At 54.2% G+C, this 17,211-nt stretch carries 19 protein-coding genes; 9 read left to right on the forward strand and 10 right to left on the reverse strand.

Annotated features, from left to right (window positions below):
- Window positions 1-148: 148 nt before the first annotated feature.
- A complete protein-coding gene (locus tag G6Q15_RS09580) occupies window positions 149-1,903 on the reverse strand; it encodes an acyl-CoA dehydrogenase (RefSeq protein WP_164118191.1) in 1,755 nt (584 codons plus the stop codon).
- 68 nt (window positions 1,904-1,971) lie between these two features.
- Here G6Q15_RS09580 and G6Q15_RS09585 point away from each other — a divergent pair, with 68 nt between their 5' ends.
- On the forward strand, window positions 1,972-2,931 hold the full coding sequence (locus tag G6Q15_RS09585) for an L-threonylcarbamoyladenylate synthase (RefSeq protein WP_164118192.1): 960 nt from the start codon (window positions 1,972-1,974) through the stop codon (window positions 2,929-2,931).
- A 100-nt stretch (window positions 2,932-3,031) separates the two neighbouring features.
- A complete protein-coding gene (gene aqpZ / locus G6Q15_RS09590; protein ID WP_164118194.1) occupies window positions 3,032-3,745 on the forward strand; it encodes an aquaporin Z in 714 nt (237 codons plus the stop codon).
- 137 nt (window positions 3,746-3,882) lie between these two features.
- Here aqpZ and G6Q15_RS09595 read toward each other — a convergent pair whose 3' ends face one another.
- From G6Q15_RS09595 to crtY, 7 genes are all read right to left on the reverse strand, one after another.
- Window positions 3,883-4,182, reverse strand: a complete 300-nt coding sequence (locus G6Q15_RS09595; RefSeq protein WP_205518144.1) for a hypothetical protein — start codon at window positions 4,180-4,182, stop codon at window positions 3,883-3,885.
- Window positions 4,183-4,223: 41 nt separating this feature from the next.
- Window positions 4,224-5,096, reverse strand: a complete 873-nt coding sequence (locus G6Q15_RS09600; RefSeq protein WP_205518149.1) for a UTP--glucose-1-phosphate uridylyltransferase — start codon at window positions 5,094-5,096, stop codon at window positions 4,224-4,226.
- A gap of 10 nt (window positions 5,097-5,106) precedes the next feature.
- Complete coding sequence (gene msrA / locus G6Q15_RS09605) at window positions 5,107-5,640, reverse strand: peptide-methionine (S)-S-oxide reductase MsrA (RefSeq protein ID WP_164118198.1); 534 nt, start codon at window positions 5,638-5,640, stop codon at window positions 5,107-5,109.
- A 70-nt stretch (window positions 5,641-5,710) separates the two neighbouring features.
- The gene (locus tag G6Q15_RS09610; protein ID WP_164118200.1) at window positions 5,711-6,646 is read right to left on the reverse strand and encodes a phytoene/squalene synthase family protein; all 936 of its coding nucleotides are present in this window, start codon (window positions 6,644-6,646) and stop codon (window positions 5,711-5,713) included.
- Window positions 6,647-6,649: 3 nt separating this feature from the next.
- Entirely contained in the window at window positions 6,650-7,231 is a 582-nt protein-coding gene (locus tag G6Q15_RS09615; protein ID WP_164118202.1) for a TIGR00730 family Rossman fold protein, read from the reverse strand.
- Window positions 7,231-8,709, reverse strand: coding sequence for a phytoene desaturase (locus G6Q15_RS09620; protein WP_164118205.1), 1,479 nt, complete (start codon window positions 8,707-8,709; stop codon window positions 7,231-7,233). The genes G6Q15_RS09615 and G6Q15_RS09620 overlap by 1 nt, the downstream gene beginning before the upstream one ends.
- A gap of 15 nt (window positions 8,710-8,724) precedes the next feature.
- Window positions 8,725-9,879: a lycopene beta-cyclase CrtY gene (gene crtY / locus G6Q15_RS09625; RefSeq protein WP_164118207.1), complete on the reverse strand. Its 1,155-nt coding sequence runs from the start codon at window positions 9,877-9,879 to the stop codon at window positions 8,725-8,727.
- A 100-nt stretch (window positions 9,880-9,979) separates the two neighbouring features.
- Between crtY and G6Q15_RS09630 the strand changes: the two genes are divergently transcribed.
- The 3 genes from G6Q15_RS09630 to G6Q15_RS09640 are packed head-to-tail and all read left to right on the forward strand — an operon-like array spanning window position 9,980 to window position 12,159.
- On the forward strand, window positions 9,980-10,714 hold the full coding sequence (locus G6Q15_RS09630) for a sterol desaturase family protein (protein ID WP_164118320.1): 735 nt from the start codon (window positions 9,980-9,982) through the stop codon (window positions 10,712-10,714).
- A 31-nt stretch (window positions 10,715-10,745) separates the two neighbouring features.
- Complete coding sequence (locus G6Q15_RS09635) at window positions 10,746-11,204, forward strand: DUF2141 domain-containing protein (RefSeq protein WP_240330836.1); 459 nt, start codon at window positions 10,746-10,748, stop codon at window positions 11,202-11,204.
- Between the two features lie 52 nt (window positions 11,205-11,256).
- Entirely contained in the window at window positions 11,257-12,159 is a 903-nt protein-coding gene (locus G6Q15_RS09640; protein WP_164118209.1) for a MipA/OmpV family protein, read from the forward strand.
- Between the two features lie 268 nt (window positions 12,160-12,427).
- Here the strand turns inward: G6Q15_RS09640 and G6Q15_RS09645 are convergent, their stop codons facing one another.
- Window positions 12,428-13,555, reverse strand: coding sequence for a beta-ketoacyl-ACP synthase III (locus G6Q15_RS09645; protein WP_164118211.1), 1,128 nt, complete (start codon window positions 13,553-13,555; stop codon window positions 12,428-12,430).
- 189 nt (window positions 13,556-13,744) lie between these two features.
- Between G6Q15_RS09645 and G6Q15_RS09650 the strand changes: the two genes are divergently transcribed.
- From G6Q15_RS09650 to G6Q15_RS09660, 3 genes are read left to right on the forward strand one after another with little or no spacing between them, the layout of a single operon-like run.
- On the forward strand, window positions 13,745-14,383 hold the full coding sequence (locus tag G6Q15_RS09650) for a lysophospholipid acyltransferase family protein (RefSeq protein ID WP_164118213.1): 639 nt from the start codon (window positions 13,745-13,747) through the stop codon (window positions 14,381-14,383).
- Window positions 14,383-15,204, forward strand: coding sequence for a DUF1295 domain-containing protein (locus tag G6Q15_RS09655; protein WP_164118215.1), 822 nt, complete (start codon window positions 14,383-14,385; stop codon window positions 15,202-15,204). The genes G6Q15_RS09650 and G6Q15_RS09655 overlap by 1 nt, the downstream gene beginning before the upstream one ends.
- Before the next feature lie 8 nt (window positions 15,205-15,212).
- On the forward strand, window positions 15,213-15,590 hold the full coding sequence (locus G6Q15_RS09660; RefSeq protein WP_164118217.1) for a hypothetical protein: 378 nt from the start codon (window positions 15,213-15,215) through the stop codon (window positions 15,588-15,590).
- 12 nt (window positions 15,591-15,602) lie between these two features.
- On the opposite strand, the gene G6Q15_RS09665 is transcribed toward G6Q15_RS09660, so the two are convergent.
- A complete protein-coding gene (locus G6Q15_RS09665; RefSeq protein WP_345940295.1) occupies window positions 15,603-16,460 on the reverse strand; it encodes a helix-turn-helix domain-containing protein in 858 nt (285 codons plus the stop codon).
- A gap of 130 nt (window positions 16,461-16,590) precedes the next feature.
- Here G6Q15_RS09665 and G6Q15_RS09670 point away from each other — a divergent pair, with 130 nt between their 5' ends.
- A complete protein-coding gene (locus tag G6Q15_RS09670; protein ID WP_164118222.1) occupies window positions 16,591-17,208 on the forward strand; it encodes a hypothetical protein in 618 nt (205 codons plus the stop codon).
- Window positions 17,209-17,211 lie beyond the last annotated feature (3 nt).

Consider the following 17,211-nt stretch of genomic DNA (forward strand, 5'->3'; position numbering starts at 1 on the left):
GCACCGGTGCCTTGCTCGTCACCGATGATGTAAGCGGCATTATCTGGCGGGTTCAGGCCGGAAAGACCGGCAATGAAGACATCGTTTCCTCCGCCGAATAAGGTAGGTCCAGCTTCTGGGTTCGCTAGTTTCTGGACCCTCCAGATTCTTAACCCGCAAGTTCGTCAGCCGATAGGCTATAGAGCAGCTCTGCACCGCCTATCGCGGCAGTTTTCAGACCGCGTGCTTCAGGCACCATGTGGTCCAGATAATAACGCGTGGTGACATGCTTGGCTTTCAGGAAAGCGCCATCGCCTTCACCGGATGCAATCTGCTGTTCTGCAATGTGGTGTTGCCGCAGCATCAGCCAGCCACAGGTCAGCACGGACAGCATGGTGAGCATTGGGTAACTCCCCGCCATCTGGCCGTCCACCGATGCTTCGCTGCGCATCCAGTTCAGCGCTTCTTCCACATCGCCAAGCAGCGCGGCGAGCGCATGTTCTTCCTGCGCATCGGTGCGGATATCGGCCAACAGGCTATCCACTACCGCGCCGCCATCCATTGGCAGCTTGCGGCCGACAAGGTCTGCGGCCTGAATACCGTTCGTGCCTTCATAAATGGGCGCAATGCGGATGTCGCGGTAGTGCTGCGCTGCGCCTGTTTCCTCAACAAAGCCCATGCCGCCATGCACCTGCACACCCAGCGATGCGATTTCGCAGCCCATATCGGTGCCATAAGCCTTGACCAAAGGGGTGAGCAGTTCGAGCCGTGCTTTTGCGGCATCATCACCGCAGTTTTTGCGGTCCACCATTGAACAGGCATAGTAAAGCAGTGCGCGGGCGGCTTCAGTGCCGGCCTTCATGCGCAACAGCACGCGCCGTACATCTGCATGTTCGATAATCGCCACCGGTTCCCGGCTGTCTGCGCCTGCTTTTGCTGACTGGATGCGTTCGCGTGCATAGGCCATGGCTTGCTGCGTGGCGCGTTCGCCTATCTGTACGCCCTGGCTGCCGACATTGAGCCGCGCATTGTTCATCATCGTGAACATCGCGCGCATGCCGCCAAATTCCTGCCCCACCATTTCGCCTATGCAATCATCATTATCGCCGAACGACAATACGCAGGTGGGGGAGGCATGGATGCCGAGCTTATGTTCGATTGAAGCACAGTGTACATCGTTATCTACACCGATACTGCCGTCTTCCCCGACGCGTTTTTTGGGTACGATGAACAGCGATATCCCGCGCGTGCCCGCCGGCGCATCCGGCGTGCGCGCCAGTACGAGGTGGACGATATTTTCGGTCAGGTCATGCTCGCCGAATGTAATGAATATCTTGGTACCCTTGATTTTGTATTTCCCGGCATCAAGACCATCGGTGATGGGTGTTGCGGTCGATCGCAATGCGCCGACGTCACTGCCCGCCTGCGGTTCGGTCAGGTTCATTGTGCCGGTCCATTCACCCGTAAGCAACTTGGGTAGCCAGCGCTCTTTTTGTTCCTGTGACCCGTGTGCGATCAGTGATTCAATGGATCCGGGGGTCAGCATGTTGACGAGTGAGAAGCCCATATTGGCCGTGCCCAGATCCTCCAGCGCCAGCGCCGCCAGTGTAAAGGGCAGGTCCTGTCCGCCAAACTCTTCAGGGCCGTCTATTGCGCCAAAACCGGTTTCCACGAAACTTTGATAAGCTTCGCGAAAACCCGGGGGCATGGTGACTTTGCCATCATCCCATTTCGCGCCGATGGTATCGCCGTCGCGGTTCAGTGGGGCATATTCCTGCGCCGCAAACTGGCCCAGGCCTTCGGCAACGGCTTCGACCACATCAGGCGTGCTGTGCGCAAATCTTTCATACCGGGTCAGTGCGTCAATATCCGCAATATGCTCCAGAACGAAAAGCTGTTCCTTGATGGGTGGTGTATAATTCATAAAATGCTGCTTTCGCTCTTAATCATTCATGTTTTGCGCGTAATGTTTAAACGCTCTATAGCGCGGTTATGACGGTAGGTTCAAACCCTTGCAACAGGTCAAATATTCGCAACGTGGATGAAGATGCACTGGTGGAAGCTGTGCACCTTTTGCGCGAAGCGGGCCTTGTCGCACTGCCAACCGAAACAGTGTATGGTCTCGCCGCCAATGCCCGTAGTGCAGATGCCGTAGCGTCCATTTATACTGCGAAAGGCAGGCCCAGCTTTAACCCGCTTATTGTCCATGCAGCACATATTGATATCGCGCGGGAGGTTGCGGACTTCCCGCCGCTAGCTGAGAAACTTGCAAAAAATTTCTGGCCCGGTCCGTTGACGCTGGTTCTGCCACTCAGGCGGGATGCGCGAATCGCCCCTGCGGTGACGGCGGGGCTGGCCACCATTGCCGTACGTGTACCTGCACATCCTGTCATGCAGGCGGTGCTGGGCGAAAGCCGTCTTATACTCGCAGCGCCATCGGCCAACCGCAGCGGTTCGATCAGCCCAACAAGCGCGCGGCACGTTGCAGACAGCCTGGGCAATACGGTTTCGTTAATTCTTGATGGCGGGTCATGCGAGACCGGACTGGAATCAACCATTGTCGCCGTCCGTGACAATGGTGAGTGGCAGATATTGCGGCCTGGCCCTATTGACACTGCGCGGCTCGAAGCTGTGACAGGTAGCGAGCCGGTGGCAGTAATGGCCGATAAGATTGAAGCACCCGGACAACTCGCCAGCCATTATGCACCATCCAAAAAAGTCCGCATTGACGCAGCGCAAACGGGGCCGGATGAATTTCATATCGGGTTCGGAGATATTGCCGGGGACTATAACCTTTCTGATACAGCTTCGCTTGCCGAGGCCGCAGCACGGTTTTACGCTGCACTACATCTGGCCGATGCCAGCGATAAAAAAACTATCGCTATAGCGCCTGTACCTGACAGCGGCATAGGGCGCGCTATAAATGACCGCCTGCGCCGCGCAGCCATATAAACGGCTTTTATCAAATCACTTTATTTGATTTGACATCTATTTACATTTCAAGTGCGGTAGAAATGCTATGTAACACACATCAATACTGGGGGAGAAAAATATGTCCATAATGCAACGTAGTCTGGCCGAGCTGTTCGGCACGTTCTGGCTGGTCTTTGGCGGCTGTGGCAGCGCAGTTCTTGCAGCAGCATTTCCGGAGCTTGGCATTGGCTTTGTCGGCGTATCGCTGGCATTTGGCCTGACCGTTCTGACCATGGCCTATAGCATTGGTCATATTTCCGGCTGTCACCTTAATCCCGCTGTGACATTCGGCTTGTGGGCAGGCGGACGCTTTGAAGCGAAGGATATTCCCGCCTATGTGATTGCGCAGGTTGTTGGCGCTATCCTTGCCGCTGGTGCGCTGTACATGATTGCATCGGGTGCAGGCGAAGTAAGCGGGCTTGCTTCCAATGGCATGGGTGAGGCGTCACCTGGCGGTTTTGATATCAAATCAGGCCTGATGATCGAAGTCCTGCTGACATTCTTTTTCCTGATGATTATCATGGGCTCCACCGATAGCCGTGCACCCGCAGGATTTGCGCCTATCGCGATTGGTCTGGGCCTGACACTGATCCACCTGATTAGTATTCCGGTCACCAACACATCGGTTAACCCTGCGCGCAGCACAGGGCCAGCCTTGTTGGAGGGTGGTATTTACCTGTCACAGCTCTGGATGTTCTGGGTGGCCCCTATTGTGGGCGGCATCATTGGCGGCCTGTTCTACAAATTCCTGGGTGAAGACAAGAGCGCAAAACCGAATATCGAGGGTGAATGAGTGCCTGAATAGGATCGTCACAGGGCGGCACGTCAAAATGATGTGACGCCTTAGTGAACGGGGGAGAAGGCCGGTGCCAGCAATGGTTCCGGCCTTTTATTTTGGGCATATTGGGTGACGTTAAGCCGTAAGCGGTGTTAGTCGTCTCTACGTTTTATAAGGGCGCGTTCGCGCTCCAGTTCGGCCAGTGTATCGCAACTTTCATGCTCCGGGTCTTTCGCACATTTTTTACGCAGTTTTTCTTCGTTCTTTTCTGCCATGCGAAGCCGCTTTCCGCGATCCTCATCGGCTTCCTGCTGTGTCTGGGTTGTTGCATCGACGGCGGTTTCAATAACTGTGCCAGCGGCTTTAAAAGGCGCGGTCACAATGCTCGACACACAACCGCTCGTGAGCAGGGCTGCGGCAAGGATAAGGGTGCCATGTGCTGTCTTAATCATGCTGCCTCTTTACAATTTCGCAGTGAACGCCGCTTGAACGATCATTCGTTCAGCAGGCGCAAAGCCATTTCGCGTATACCATCGCGCATTTCCGCCCGGTCGAGCGCGAGAGCCAGATTGGCTTCAATATAGCCGGTTTTTGAGCCGCAATCAAAGCGGCGGCCATCAAATGTCACGCCGTGGAAAGGTTGTTTACCTATCATCTGCGCCATCGCGTCGGTCAGCTGTATCTCGCCGCCTGCGCCGGCTTCCTGTGTTTCCAGTATCTTCATCACTTCGGGTTGAAGGATGTAGCGGCCAGGCAGGATCAGGTTGGATGGCGCGGTGCCGGGGGCAGGCTTTTCGACCAGGCCTTTGACTTCGGTGATCGCTCCATCGCGCTTGCCAGGATCAATCACGCCGTAACTGGACGTTTTTTCCATGGGAATTTCAAGCGCGCAAACCAGATTTCCGCCCAGCCTTTCATAGGCGGCGGCCATCTGTTTCATGCAGCCCGGACTGCCATGCATGAATTCATCGGGAAGCAGTATGGCGAAAGGGTCATCACCCACCACATCGCGCGCGCACCATATGGCATGGCCCAGACCAAGCGGCTCCTGCTGCCGGGTAAAGGTCGATTTGCCGGGTTTGAGCCGTGTACCATCCAATATGCTGACATCCTTGCCGCGTACTTCCATGGTGTGCTGCAGCTCATAGGCAATATCGAAATGATCCTCGATAATGTCCTTACCGCGTCCGGTGACAAAGACCATATGTTCAATACCGGCCTCAATCGCTTCATCGACCGCATATTGGATCAGCGGTTTATCGACTATCGGTAGCATTTCCTTTGGCACAACCTTGGTGGCTGGCAGAAAGCGCGTTCCCAGGCCCGCAACAGGGAAAACGGCGGTACGAATTGGCTTCATCTGGATGTCTCTCCGATCAGGACTTTACTTTATTTCCAAAACTCTTGCGCAGTTTTTGCAGCTTTGGCGGGATAATGGCAAGGCAATATGGATTGCGCTGGCCATCGCCTTCCCAATATTCCTGATGATAGTCCTCTGCATCGTACCAGTTATCGGCATGTTCGATGGTGGTGACAATCGGTGCAGGCCAGTCGGACGCGGCGCGTTCAATAGCGGCCTTGGCCTTGGTTTCCTGCGCATCATCCAGTGGAAAAATGGCGGAGCGATATTGTGTACCCACATCATTGCCCTGCCGGTTGAGCTGGGTGGGGTCATGTGTTGCGAAAAATATGTCGAGTAGATTGCCATAGCTGACCTGATTGCTGTCATATGTCACACGTATGGCCTCTGCATGACCGGTCGTACCGCTGCACACCTGCTTGTACGTCGGGTTCTCGGTCGCGCCGCCAATATAGCCGCTTTCGACCTTGGTAACGCCAATCACGTCATTAAACACCGCCTCGGTGCACCAAAAGCAACCACCTGCCAAAATCGCCGTTTGTTCAGTCATATTCGGGTCCTTTCCTGCCTCCGCTAGCTATAGGTAAGAATGACAGGGAAGGCCGGCAAGTGCAGGCCTGTTATCCGCGTGCATCATCATATGTCCAGAGCATCTCGCGTGAGATATTGGAGGGTTTTTGCTGTGCCTGCATAAAAGCTTTAACCACCCAACCGATTTTCGATGCCTTGCTGGTAACGGTACGGTGGTCCCATGCTGCGCCGCCGCGCGTGCGCACTTCGCGGGCGATATCGCCATAGATACCCGCCGCAGCCAGTACGGCCCAGCGCGAGCGAAAGGGTAACCGTGCAGCCCCGACCCGCGCCGATGCTTCGTACAGCTCCGCATTGTCGCACAGCCTTTGCGCGAGTAGCACCAAACGGTCACGAAAGGGCGGTTTCATATGCTGGCCCGGCGGCATATCCATTTCTGCCAGCCATTCTTCGGGCAGGTAGCAGCGTCCTGCCGCGTCGTCTTCCTCAAGGTCACGGGCAATATTGGCGAGCTGAAAGGCAAGGCCAAGATCGGTGGCACGGTCGAGTGTTTTCGTATCCTGCGGCGGCACGCCCATAATGATGGCCATCAGCCGCCCGACCGCGCCCGCCACATGATAGCAATATTGGTAGAGATCGTGTTCTGTGCGTGGCCGCCAGTCGCGCGCATCCAGCGCGAAACCTTCTATGACATCATCAATATAGCGGCGGGGCAGGTTACATTCACTTGCCACAATGCCAAGCGCTGAAAAGGCAGGGTCTTTGCAGCTATCACCGGACAGGGTGCGCTGTGTCTCGTACCGGATTTCCTCCAGCCGTGCCTCTGGATCGTCCACATGTGACATGCCATGCCCCATATCCTGCCCATCGGCCAGGTCATCGCAGCGCCGACACCAGGCGTAGAGCAGCCAGGCATGTTCACGTGTTTCAGAATCGAATAGTTTTGAAGCAAGCGCAAAGGATCTGGAGCCTTTGGCAATGCTATCGCGGGCATGCGCTACTATGTCTGCACGCGTCATTGCCATGGTTTACAGGTCATCCGCTTTCATGGAAAAGATTGTCTTGTGCGGTTCATAGCGTTCCATTTTTCCGAGCAAGCCGTCCAAATTGTCATCAACGACCATAATGCCCTTATGCTGATCACGCACGAAACCAACATCAGCCATATGCGCGTTGAAGCGGATCAGGTGATCGTAATACCCCTTGATATTGAGCACACCGACCGGTTTTTGGTGATAGCCAAGCTGGGCCCAACTGATCGCTTCCCAAAGCTCGTCCATAGTGCCAACCCCGCCGGGCAGGTTGATGAAGCCATCGGACAGATCGGTGAACATCGCCTTGCGCTGATGCATGTTATCAACAACATGCAATTCGGTGCAGCCCAGATGCGCGACTTCCGCGCCGCGCAAAGCTTCGGGTATTACCCCGATAACTTCACCGCCAGCGTTTAGCGCGCTGTCGGCCACTGCACCCATCAGGCCGAGCCGTCCGCCGCCATAAACAACGCCGATACCGCGCTTGGCCAGGCCTTCGCCCACGGCCATCGCTGCTTCGATATAATCTGTATCTTCGGGCGTTGCCGACCCGCAATAAACTGCTATTCTTTTCATTAAACCATATCCTCTAACATTAATTCTGCGGTTGCTTTTGCGCTGCCCACAACGCCTGGAATACCCGCTCCGGGGTGTGTACCTGCGCCCACGAAATAGAGATTGGGTATCACGTCATCGCGGTTATGCGTGCGGAAATAGGCGCTTTGCTGCAATGTTGGCTCCAGGCTGAATGCACTGCCCAAATGCGCGTTCAAATCCTGTCCGAAATCTTTGGGCGTATAGTGGAATTTGGTAACAATGCGGTCATGAATGTCGGGAATAAGCCGCCGCCCAACTTCATCCAATATCCGTTTTTCCAGCACTGGCCCCACTTCATCCCAGTCGATCGGCAGCTTGCCCTGATGCGCAACAGGGGCAAGCGCATAGAATGTGCTGTGGCCTTCAGGAGCCATGTCCGGGTCCGTCACGGTAGGGTGATGCAGATATAACGAGAAATCCTGTGGCAGCACGCCATGTTCATAAATATCGTCAAGCAGGCCTTTATAACGCGGCCCGAACAGGATCATGTGATGCGGAATGCCCGGCCAGGTACCCTTGATACCAAAATGCACGACAAACAATGAGGGCGAGTATTTTTTCTTCGCCAGCGATTTTGTCGCCTGTTGCCCGCGAACTGTCCCGCTGAGCAGGTCGCGGTAGCTGTGCATGATATCGGCATTGGAGGCGACAGCGTCAAATTCCTGTGTCCATCCGTTTTTTGTGGTGAGGCCGGTAACCTTGTCGCCCAGTGTCTGGATACCAGTAACGGGATCGGACAGGCGGATTTCCCCGCCCAACCTTTCAAAGTGCGTGACCATCGCCGCGACCAGCCGGTTGGTTCCGCCCTTTGCAAACCACACACCGCCATCTTTTTCCAGCTTATGGATCAGCGCATAAATCGCGCTGGTTTTCATCGGACTACCGCCCACCAAAAGCGTGTGAAAGGATAGCGCCTCGCGCAGTTTCTCCGATTTCACAAAAGAAGAGACTATCGAATAGACTGATCGCCATGCCTGATATTTGGCGAGCGCCGGTGCTGCTTTTATCATCGATTTGAAGTCAAGAAACGCTTTGGTGCCAAGCTTCACATAACCTTCATCATGCACGCCTGCGCTATAAGTCAGGAATTTGTCATAACCCGTCACGTCATCAGGGTTCAGTTTTGCAATTTCTTCGCGCAGCTGCTGTTCGTCATTGGAATAGTCGAAATTCGTACCGTCGGGCCAGTTCAGCCGGTAAAACGGCATAACGGGCATCAGTTCGATATCATTTGCCATGTCATGGCCGGACAGGGCCCATAATTCCTGCAGGCATGGCGGGTCGGTAATGACTGTGGGGCCAGCATCGAATGTGAAACCGTCCTTTTCCCAGAAATAGCCGCGGCCACCCGGTTTGTCGCGGCCTTCAACAACTGTCGTCTTGATGCCCGCAGATTGGAGCCGAATTGCAAGCGCCAATCCCCCAAATCCGGCGCCAATAACTGCTGCTGTTTTCACGGAGTTATCCTTTGATCATCGTTTCAACAGGGCGGCAATGGCGCGACTGATGCGTACGGGCGGTTTCCCCGCAAGCACCCGCAGCCTGTCCAGCATACTGGACCGGCCTGCATAAAAGCGCTTTATCAGCTTTTCAGGCAAGGTATAGAATCTTTGTAAAATAATATAGCGCCGCTCCGGCTCTGCTGCATGGAACAGCATTTTGGTGAGCAGGCGGTAATAGCCAGCACGCTTCCACTGACGTTTTGCATAATCATGACTGACAGCAGCAAGCGCTTTCCCCGATACATCATCCTGGTCAGCGATATATGCGGCAAACCGCACTGCATCCGGCAAGGAATAGCTGGTCAGCGGATGGAATAGACCTGCCCGTGCGCCTGCCTTGGCCATGTCCGGACCGCTTGATGCCCAGTATTTTTCAAAATTACCACCGGTGACAACGGGCAATACCCCTGTTTCACTGCGTTCCACACTCACCACGTCCCAACCTCTGCCGGCGGCATAGGCGGAGATACGCGTCGCAAGCATCTGAGTATCAAGATCAGGGGTCTCGCTGTAATACGTGTCTTCAATGAAAACGTCATTCGGGCCAAAGGGCAGGCAATAGACAAACCGGTAACCGTCAACCTGTTCTACGGCGGCATCCATTACGACAGGGCGTTTCAAGCCATGCGGTTTGGCCAGGCGAAGCTGCTGCCCCATAAATTTCTGCCAACCGCAGTCCAGCGTATCAAGATTGCCATTGCCGCGTGTGTCGATAACGCCTTTGGCGGCGATGGTTTCACCATTTTCCAGTGTCACCTGACTGGATGTGGCAGAGGCAATAGTGCATCCTGTCAAAAGCGCAGGCTGCGGCAGGCGCTTGCGCATTACAGCATCAAGCCGCTGCGAAGTAATGCTGTTATAACGTGCGTCCAATGTACGCAGATATTCTGGAAAGATGACATCATACCCATCCCAGCTATGGTGGATAAGCGGTTCAATGAGCCACCTGTTTTCGTCTGCAATGTCGCTGTCGAAAAAGGACCAGATATGGTTGCCGCCAAATTTCAGGCCTGCTTCAACAATACGAACATCAAGATCGGATCGCTTGTGATACAGCGCAAGCGCGGCCAGGCAGCCGGAAAGTCCTCCGCCCAATATCGCCACATCGCATTGCTGTGCATCCATGTATCATCGCCTAGCCCAGCATCGCGGAGAGGGAAAGCCGCAATTGCCGCGATTGGGCTTTGCGCAAGGAATCGGGATAGGCTAGGCGATAGGGATGGACATGCTGTTCGCCATCATTGTTTCTGCGCTGGCCATGACGCTGATTGTCGGTGTTCGCTACCTGCTGACCAGCGGCGGATTTGCGTGGCTGACGCGGTTGATCCGTCCGGGCTTATATGAGGGGCTGTGGCCCCAGATTGACCGCGAGATACGCTGGTCGCTCTATTCAGCCGCAATCTATGGCATTCCGGCGGGCATTGCCGCATGGGGCTGGCAGAATCTCGGCTGGACGCGGATATATACGGATATCAGTGCCTATCCGCTCTGGTATCTGCCCCTGTCGCTTTTTACCTACCTGTTTCTGCATGATAGCTGGTTTTACTGGACGCACCGGTGGATGCACATACCCAAATGGTTCCGCATTGCCCATACCGTGCATCATGAAAGCCGCCCGCCCACGGCCTGGGCTGCGATGAGTTTTCATCCTGTCGAGGCAATAACTGGTGCGATTGTCATTCCGCTGCTGGTGTTCTTCATTCCCATTCATATCGCGGTTCTGGGGCTGGTGCTGTTTATCATGACCTTTATGGGCGTCACCAATCATATGGGCTGGGAAATATTCCCGCGTTTTCTGGTTCATGGGGTGTTAGGGAAAGGGTTGATAACGGCAAGCCATCATCAACGGCACCATGAACAGTATAATTGCAATTATGGGCTTTATTTCCGCTTCTGGGACCGTCTATGTGGCACGGACGAAGGTGTCGGGAGTTTTACGGAACCTGGACCGCAAAAATAATCCGGCGCAAGGCCAGAATGGGGCAATCTGAATGACGACAAGCAAGCAAACACGTATTGGCACGGCAATGGCATGCGGTGCGGCAATTGCCATAATGGCGCTATTGCCGGCTGCTACTCCGACAGGAGAGTTGACTGTCAGTGTGGAGCAATTGCGTTCTGTCAAAGGCATGGTGCGTCTATGCCTGACCACGCAGAAGGAATATTTCCCGGATTGCGACAAGGACCCGAATGCCCGCTTTACCAGCGTCAAAGCCAGCACGGCAAAAGTGACATTCAAGGGCCTGCCCAAGGGCAGCTATGCTCTGGCGGTTTTCCATGACGAGAATGCCAATGAGAAACTGGATACTTTCGCCGGCATTCCCAAGGAAGGGATCGGTTTTTCACGTAATCCCAAATTCACATTCGGGCCGCCCAAATTTGCCAAAGCGCTGTTTAGTGCAGAGGCAGGCGAGACCAAACTGAATGTGCGGATGAAATATTTCCTGTAACTGGCCTAAAATGCTTTAGGCATGCAACTTTTTGCAGAGCCCGGCGTTAGATATGAACGTATCCCAAAGCGCCGGAGAATTTCATTTGAAAACTCTATTACCTATTGCTGCCATTGCCTTGACCGCTGGTGCCATGCCTGCATTCGCGCAGGATGCACAGGCCCCTGAATCCGCTGAAGGTGCGGGACGCCCGGCAAGCGTTTTTGACGGCGATTATGTCACTTTGGGCATTGGTGCCGGATACAGCCCGTCCTATGATGGGTCGGATAATTATAATTTTTTCCCCGCTCCCCTGATCCAGGGCAGTGTCGATGGGTTTGATTTTGCGGCACGCGGTCCAGGCCTGTTTGTAGATCTGGCGCGTGACAAGGACCGCGCGAAAGTCGATATCATTGCAGGACCAATGGTGCGTGCGCGGCTGGACCGCAATTCGAATATTGAGGACCCGATTGTACGCGCGTTGGGTGAAGAAGATGTAGGAATCGAACTAGGCGGTTCATTCGGCCTTGAATTCAATCAGATCCTGCATCGTTTTGACTCGATCAGTGTGCGAACGGACGTACTTTTCGATGTGGCTGGCGCACATGATGGCACAGTCATCAGCCCTTCCATCAGCTATAACACGCCGCTCAGCAGAGCCATGTTCGTGATTTTGTCTGCATCAGCAGAGTTTGTGGATGACAATTATGCCGACACGTATTTTTCCATCACGCCCGAAGGCAATGCGGCGAGCGGGCTTCCGGTTTTTGAGGCCGAAGGCGGCCTGAAAAGCATTGGCGCATCCATTATCGGCGCCTATGACTTGTCCGGCAATGCACTTGATGGCGGCTGGGGCCTTTTTCTGCTCGGAAACTATTCACGCCTGCAAAATGATGCGGCGGCTAGCCCGGTGACATCCATTCGCGGCGATGCGGACCAATGGTTTGGCGCGGCTGGCGTGAGTTATACGTTTTAGTATATCCGGCGGGGATATTTCCGGGGACAGGTCGTTTTCTCCCTCACGGCTATTTTTCGCTGCTGAAAAATCTGTTTTGTTCGCTCACGCTCACGTTGCGGTACCAGCCCTCTCCCCCTCCCAACCTCCCGATATGTAATACCACTAGTATATCGGGAGGTTGGGAGGGGGAGAGGGCTGGTACCGCTCTGCGAAGGAGAGTGAGCCAATAAAGACCCCGGCATCGTCACACTTTAACGCTTAAAATCGCAATCTCGGTAGAATTTATCTATCCCATTTTGCGCACGAAAACCGTGCCAGCGCTATAGCCTGCGCCGAACGAACAGATCAGGCCGGTATCGCCTTCAGACAAGTCATCGCTATGCTTGTGAAATGCGATAATCGAACCTGCTGACGATGTGTTGGCATAGGTGTCGAGCACAGTCGGGCTCTCGTCTGCGCTAGCCTCATGGCCCAGTACTTTGGATGCAATCAGGCGGTTCATATTGGTGTTTGCCTGATGTAGCCAGAGTCGGCGCACATCGGTGCTTTGCAGGCTGAAACGTTCCATCTGGTCGAGTATCATCGCGGCAACCATTGGCACAACTTCTTTGAAAACCTTGCGGCCTTCCTGGATAAACAGCTTGTCAATGTCATCGCGTGTTTCGGGATGGGTGCGGTTGAGAAAACCAAAATTGTTGCGGATATTGTTCGAAAATCTGGTCTTCAGCTTCGTGCCCAGTATTTCCCAGTGTGAAGCGGGTGCCATGTCTTTTGCCTCGACCAATATGGCAGTAGCCACATCACCAAAAATGAAATGGCTGTCCCGGTCGCGCCAGTTCAGATGCCCGCTGCAGATTTCAGGATTGATGACCAGCACTGACTTTGCGCTGCCAGAGCGGATATAGTCCGCCGCAGTTTGTATGCCGAATGTGGCAGAGGAACATGCAACGTTCATGTCAAACCCGAAACCATCTTCCATGCCCAACGCATCTTGTATTTCGACAGCAATGGCGGGGTATGCACGCTGCATGTTGGAACAAGCGCATAGCACAGCGTCTACATCCCCGGCCTTACGGCCTGCACGTTTGAGCGCCTGGTGCGCCGCGGCGACACCGATTTCGGCCAATATGCTGATTTCATCGTCGCTGCGTTCGGGCAAGCGCGGGCACATGGTTTCCGGGTCCAGTATCGGCTCTTTCGATAGCACGTAGCGCGATTTTATCCCGCTTGCCTTTTCGATAAATTCGACTGAGCTATGATCCAGTGGCTCTGTTTCGCCTGCCGCGATGGCGTTCGCATTTTCGCGGTTATGCAGGTCGGCATAGGCATTGTAGCTTTCGACCAGCTCTTCGTTTGATATGCTGTTTTCCGGCGTGAACAGGCCGGTGGAGGATATGACGGGAATGGCATTCATGGGGAGGTATCCTGCTAGCTGTTGGGAGTTTTCCGCTTTCTCTGTCATTATTCTATCGCCGCATCCGGGCCGTTACAAGCAGCGAACACGCCTCTTTCCACAACAGCCCCTCTTTCAACACAATGGATTGCCAACCATGCCCGCTTGGCTCTATGCCTTGGGAAAAGAAAATATAATGAGGAGCGGGATATGGCAGGGGCGAAACAGGATGAATATGGAGATGCGTCGCCCAGCCTGTTGTCGCGGTTCATGCGCCGCGCGTTGCTCTGGTTTTACCGGCGGCAGAAATGGACCGCAGTGGGTGAAATTCCTGAACCGCGCCGCTTCGTCATTGTGGCTGCCCCGCATACCAGCAACTGGGATTTCCTCTATTTTATCGGTTTGACGGGTGCGCTTGGTATTCACTCCCATTTCATGGCCAAATCCTCGCTGTTCAAATGGCCGTTCAGGAATTTCCTGCTGCAGATGGGCGGCATTCCAGTGAAGCGCAAAAGCTCGCATAATTATGTGCAGCAGATGATAGATGAATTTGGCCGGCGCGATGAATTTATCCTGACCATCGCACCCGAAGGCACGCGCAGTAATGTGAAGCAGTGGCGCACCGGCTTTTATCATATCGCACACGGAGCAGGGGTGCCTATCGTTGTCGGCATGATGGATTATGGCAAGAAAACCGGAGGTTTGGGTGCGGTTGTAATGCCTACGGGCGATTATGAAGCTGACATGAAGAAAATCGGGGCCTTCTATAATAGTGTCACCCCCAGGCACCCCGACAAGACGATGGATGACATTGTTGCGGTGGCGCTGGAGCAGAAGGAGAAATCGTAATGAGTTTTGGCGATATCCTGCCCCTGCTCGGGATTAACTTTGCGCTGCTAATGGCAGTCATTGTCGGGTTATGGGGCCTGTCACTTGCGCTGAAAGACGTCTCATTCATTGACGCATTCTGGGCGCTTGGCATGGTGATGCTTGCGTTGTTCAGCTACCTGCTTGCCGCGCGTAGCAGCGGTGCAACAGGCCCCCATGCGCTTGCGCTGCTTGCCCTGACGACACTTTGGGGTATGCGGCTTGGGCTGCATTTGCTGACCCGCTGGATGCAGGAAGGCGAGGACCCGCGCTACAAAAAGATTATCGGCCATGCCATGGAAAAACGCGGCTGGAGCTTTGCCATGGCCTCTCTTATCATGGTGTTCCTGATGCAAGCGCCGCTTCTTTTCATCACCAGCCTGCCTGCGCAGGCAGGCATATTGGCGGATGATGGGCAGGCACTTGGCCTCATTGCGGTGATCGGCATCATCCTGTCCCTTGTCGGGATCGCATTTGAAACCATCGGTGACTGGCAGCTGAAGAAATTTCGCGCCAACCCGGACAATGGGGGCAAGGTGCTTGATACCGGGCTATGGCGTTATACGCGGCATCCCAATTATTTCGGTGATTTCTGCGCATGGTGGGGTATCTGGCTGGTTGCCTGCGACCTCAGTATCTGGCTGGGTCTCGTCACTGTTATCGGCCCGCTTTTCCTGTCCTTTACACTTATGAAATGGAGCGGCGGGCCATTGCTTGAACGCGGCATGAAAAAGACACGCCCGAAATATGCGGATTACGTTAAACGGACATCAGCATTTTTCCCTATGCCGCCGAAGGGGTAGGGGAAATTATGACAGCGCGGCATATCCAGTATTTTATTGCGGCAGTGTTTTTCATTCTGGGAGGCTGGGCGCTGCTGGCGCCGCAATCGGTTATAGATACTGTCTTCCTGCCTGAACTGCGTGACGGAAAATTATTGCCATTCGTAATGGCCTGTTTCGGCGCGCAGGCCATGATATCCGGGTTATTTGCGGCATTCGCCCGCTTTACATCCACGACTTTCCTTATTTACGGGCTCGCATTGTTACCATTTTTTGTTTTCAACTGGTGGTTCACATTTGTGGATCCTGTTTTCACCATGTTCGGGCTGCTTGATGCTGCTGGAAATGCCGTTATGCTCTGGCTTTGTTATCTCGGATGGGAAAAAACAAGACCCAAAGCCCTGTAATCACTGCTCTGGTTATGCCGCCGCCATTTTCCGTAGCATCACCTTGCGTTTCTGACGCAGATCCAGCCCCGCATCCAGCAGCGGCGTCTGTGCTTTTTCAAACTCGGCTGACGTCATGCCGATAAACTGCCGGAATTCACGGATCAGGTGCGACTGATCAAAAAAGCTGAGCTCGGCGAGTTCCGCCTCACTGGGGGTGCTCAGCCCACGTATCACCGCTGCCATGTCAAGAAAACGGCTGCGGCGCATGATCATTTTCGGGGTATGGCCGAAATGTTTGATGCAAAGCCGCTCCAGCTGCCTCAGCGAAAGGCCAAGATCGGCGGCAATATCCTCTACCTTGCGTGTGCTGTCGCTTATGATGATGGGCTCGAATTTTGCAATAGCCTCGGAAACATCGATATCTCCAAGCTCGGCCTTGCGTGCACGAATTGCAGATATCATTGCCGTCACAATCATATCATCGCTCTCAGCGGACTGTATATCGGCCCATAGTTTTTTTCCTGTATCGCCCCATATGCTTTCCAGCTGGCCCATAGTGTCCGCATATTCACGCGCGGCCCTGTCAAAAAGTTGTGGCCACCCACAAGGGCGCAATGCAAAACCGACAACTGTGAACGGTCCCTTGACCCGGACTGGCATGGGCCGCGAATTGGCTCCGAACAGGAGCGCTTCTTGATGGCGATGCCATTCCCCGTCAGGGCCCATGGCTTCCCAGTCGCCGCGCATCAATATCCTGCCAAAGGCAGTTTCAGAGAGCAGCCTGTCCGGCATCACCATATCAGCCGGTAATTCGGCAGCCATTACATAGAATCGGGCAATGCATTCCGAAAGGTCATCAGGCGGCGGGTAATTGTGTGAAACCAGCATCTATAAACGTGATCCTTTTTCTTTTCTATCATGATCATAGCATAAAAAGATGTTGCATGCGTGCTTACCCTTGAACTGCAAGTCAAATGCAGCATTGCGCACCGTGCATCGGCACCCTAACATGCCCAGCATGAAACCGGCATATATATTGTACATGGCCATCACGGCCACAGTTCTCACAAGCTGTTCCAGCGAACCATATAAGGACGCCCAGAAGGCTTCCACCGACAATTTCCAACAGCAATTCATGCAGAATCTGCGTACACTGTGCGGCAATGCATATGCTGGGCAAATGGTGTCTGAAGACCCCGCTGATACAGACATGGCAGAAGCCGATATGGTTATGCACGTGCGTGAATGCGGCGATGATAATGTGCGTATTCCCTTTTATGTTGGCGAAGACAGATCGCGCACCTGGGTCATCAGCAAAACGAAAAATGGCCTGCGCCTGAAGCATGACCACCGGCATGAAGATGGTAGCAAGGACGCCGTGACCTGGTATGGCGGCGATACGGCAGATAATGGCAGCGCCACACGTCAGGAATTTCCTGTCGACGCGGAGTCCATTGCGCTTTTCAGAAAAGAAGGATTGGATCAGTCGGTGACCAATATCTGGGCTGTGGAAGTCACGGACAAGCTGTTCGCTTATGAACTGTCGCGGGAAAATCGGAATTTCCGGGTGAAATTCGACATTACCGATCCAGTCACGGCACCGCCGCCGCCCTGGGGCAGTGAAGCCGAAAATTGAAAG

It is taken from the genome of Sphingorhabdus sp. Alg239-R122 (assembly GCF_900537065.1).
GTDB lineage: Bacteria > Pseudomonadota > Alphaproteobacteria > Sphingomonadales > Sphingomonadaceae > Alg239-R122.

Excerpts from the sequence above, each read along its gene's own strand:
- G6Q15_RS09580 (WP_164118191.1), bottom strand. The coding sequence starts at position 1,903 with ATGAATTATACACCACCCATCAAGGAACAGCTTTTCGTTCTGGAGCAT.
- G6Q15_RS09585 (WP_164118192.1), top strand. The coding sequence starts at position 1,972 with ATGACGGTAGGTTCAAACCCTTGCAACAGGTCAAATATTCGCAACGTG.
- aqpZ (WP_164118194.1), top strand. The coding sequence starts at position 3,032 with ATGTCCATAATGCAACGTAGTCTGGCCGAGCTGTTCGGCACGTTCTGG.
- G6Q15_RS09595 (WP_205518144.1), bottom strand. The coding sequence starts at position 4,182 with ATGATTAAGACAGCACATGGCACCCTTATCCTTGCCGCAGCCCTGCTC.
- msrA (WP_164118198.1), bottom strand. The coding sequence starts at position 5,640 with ATGACTGAACAAACGGCGATTTTGGCAGGTGGTTGCTTTTGGTGCACC.
- G6Q15_RS09610 (WP_164118200.1), bottom strand. The coding sequence starts at position 6,646 with ATGGCAATGACGCGTGCAGACATAGTAGCGCATGCCCGCGATAGCATT.
- G6Q15_RS09615 (WP_164118202.1), bottom strand. The coding sequence starts at position 7,231 with ATGAAAAGAATAGCAGTTTATTGCGGGTCGGCAACGCCCGAAGATACA.
- crtY (WP_164118207.1), bottom strand. The coding sequence starts at position 9,879 with ATGGATGCACAGCAATGCGATGTGGCGATATTGGGCGGAGGACTTTCC.
- G6Q15_RS09630 (WP_164118320.1), top strand. The coding sequence starts at position 9,980 with ATGCTGTTCGCCATCATTGTTTCTGCGCTGGCCATGACGCTGATTGTC.
- G6Q15_RS09635 (WP_240330836.1), top strand. The coding sequence starts at position 10,746 with ATGACGACAAGCAAGCAAACACGTATTGGCACGGCAATGGCATGCGGT.
- G6Q15_RS09640 (WP_164118209.1), top strand. The coding sequence starts at position 11,257 with ATGAACGTATCCCAAAGCGCCGGAGAATTTCATTTGAAAACTCTATTA.
- G6Q15_RS09645 (WP_164118211.1), bottom strand. The coding sequence starts at position 13,555 with ATGAATGCCATTCCCGTCATATCCTCCACCGGCCTGTTCACGCCGGAA.
- G6Q15_RS09650 (WP_164118213.1), top strand. The coding sequence starts at position 13,745 with ATGGCAGGGGCGAAACAGGATGAATATGGAGATGCGTCGCCCAGCCTG.
- G6Q15_RS09655 (WP_164118215.1), top strand. The coding sequence starts at position 14,383 with ATGAGTTTTGGCGATATCCTGCCCCTGCTCGGGATTAACTTTGCGCTG.
- G6Q15_RS09660 (WP_164118217.1), top strand. The coding sequence starts at position 15,213 with ATGACAGCGCGGCATATCCAGTATTTTATTGCGGCAGTGTTTTTCATT.
- G6Q15_RS09665 (WP_345940295.1), bottom strand. The coding sequence starts at position 16,460 with ATGCTGGTTTCACACAATTACCCGCCGCCTGATGACCTTTCGGAATGC.
- G6Q15_RS09670 (WP_164118222.1), top strand. The coding sequence starts at position 16,591 with ATGAAACCGGCATATATATTGTACATGGCCATCACGGCCACAGTTCTC.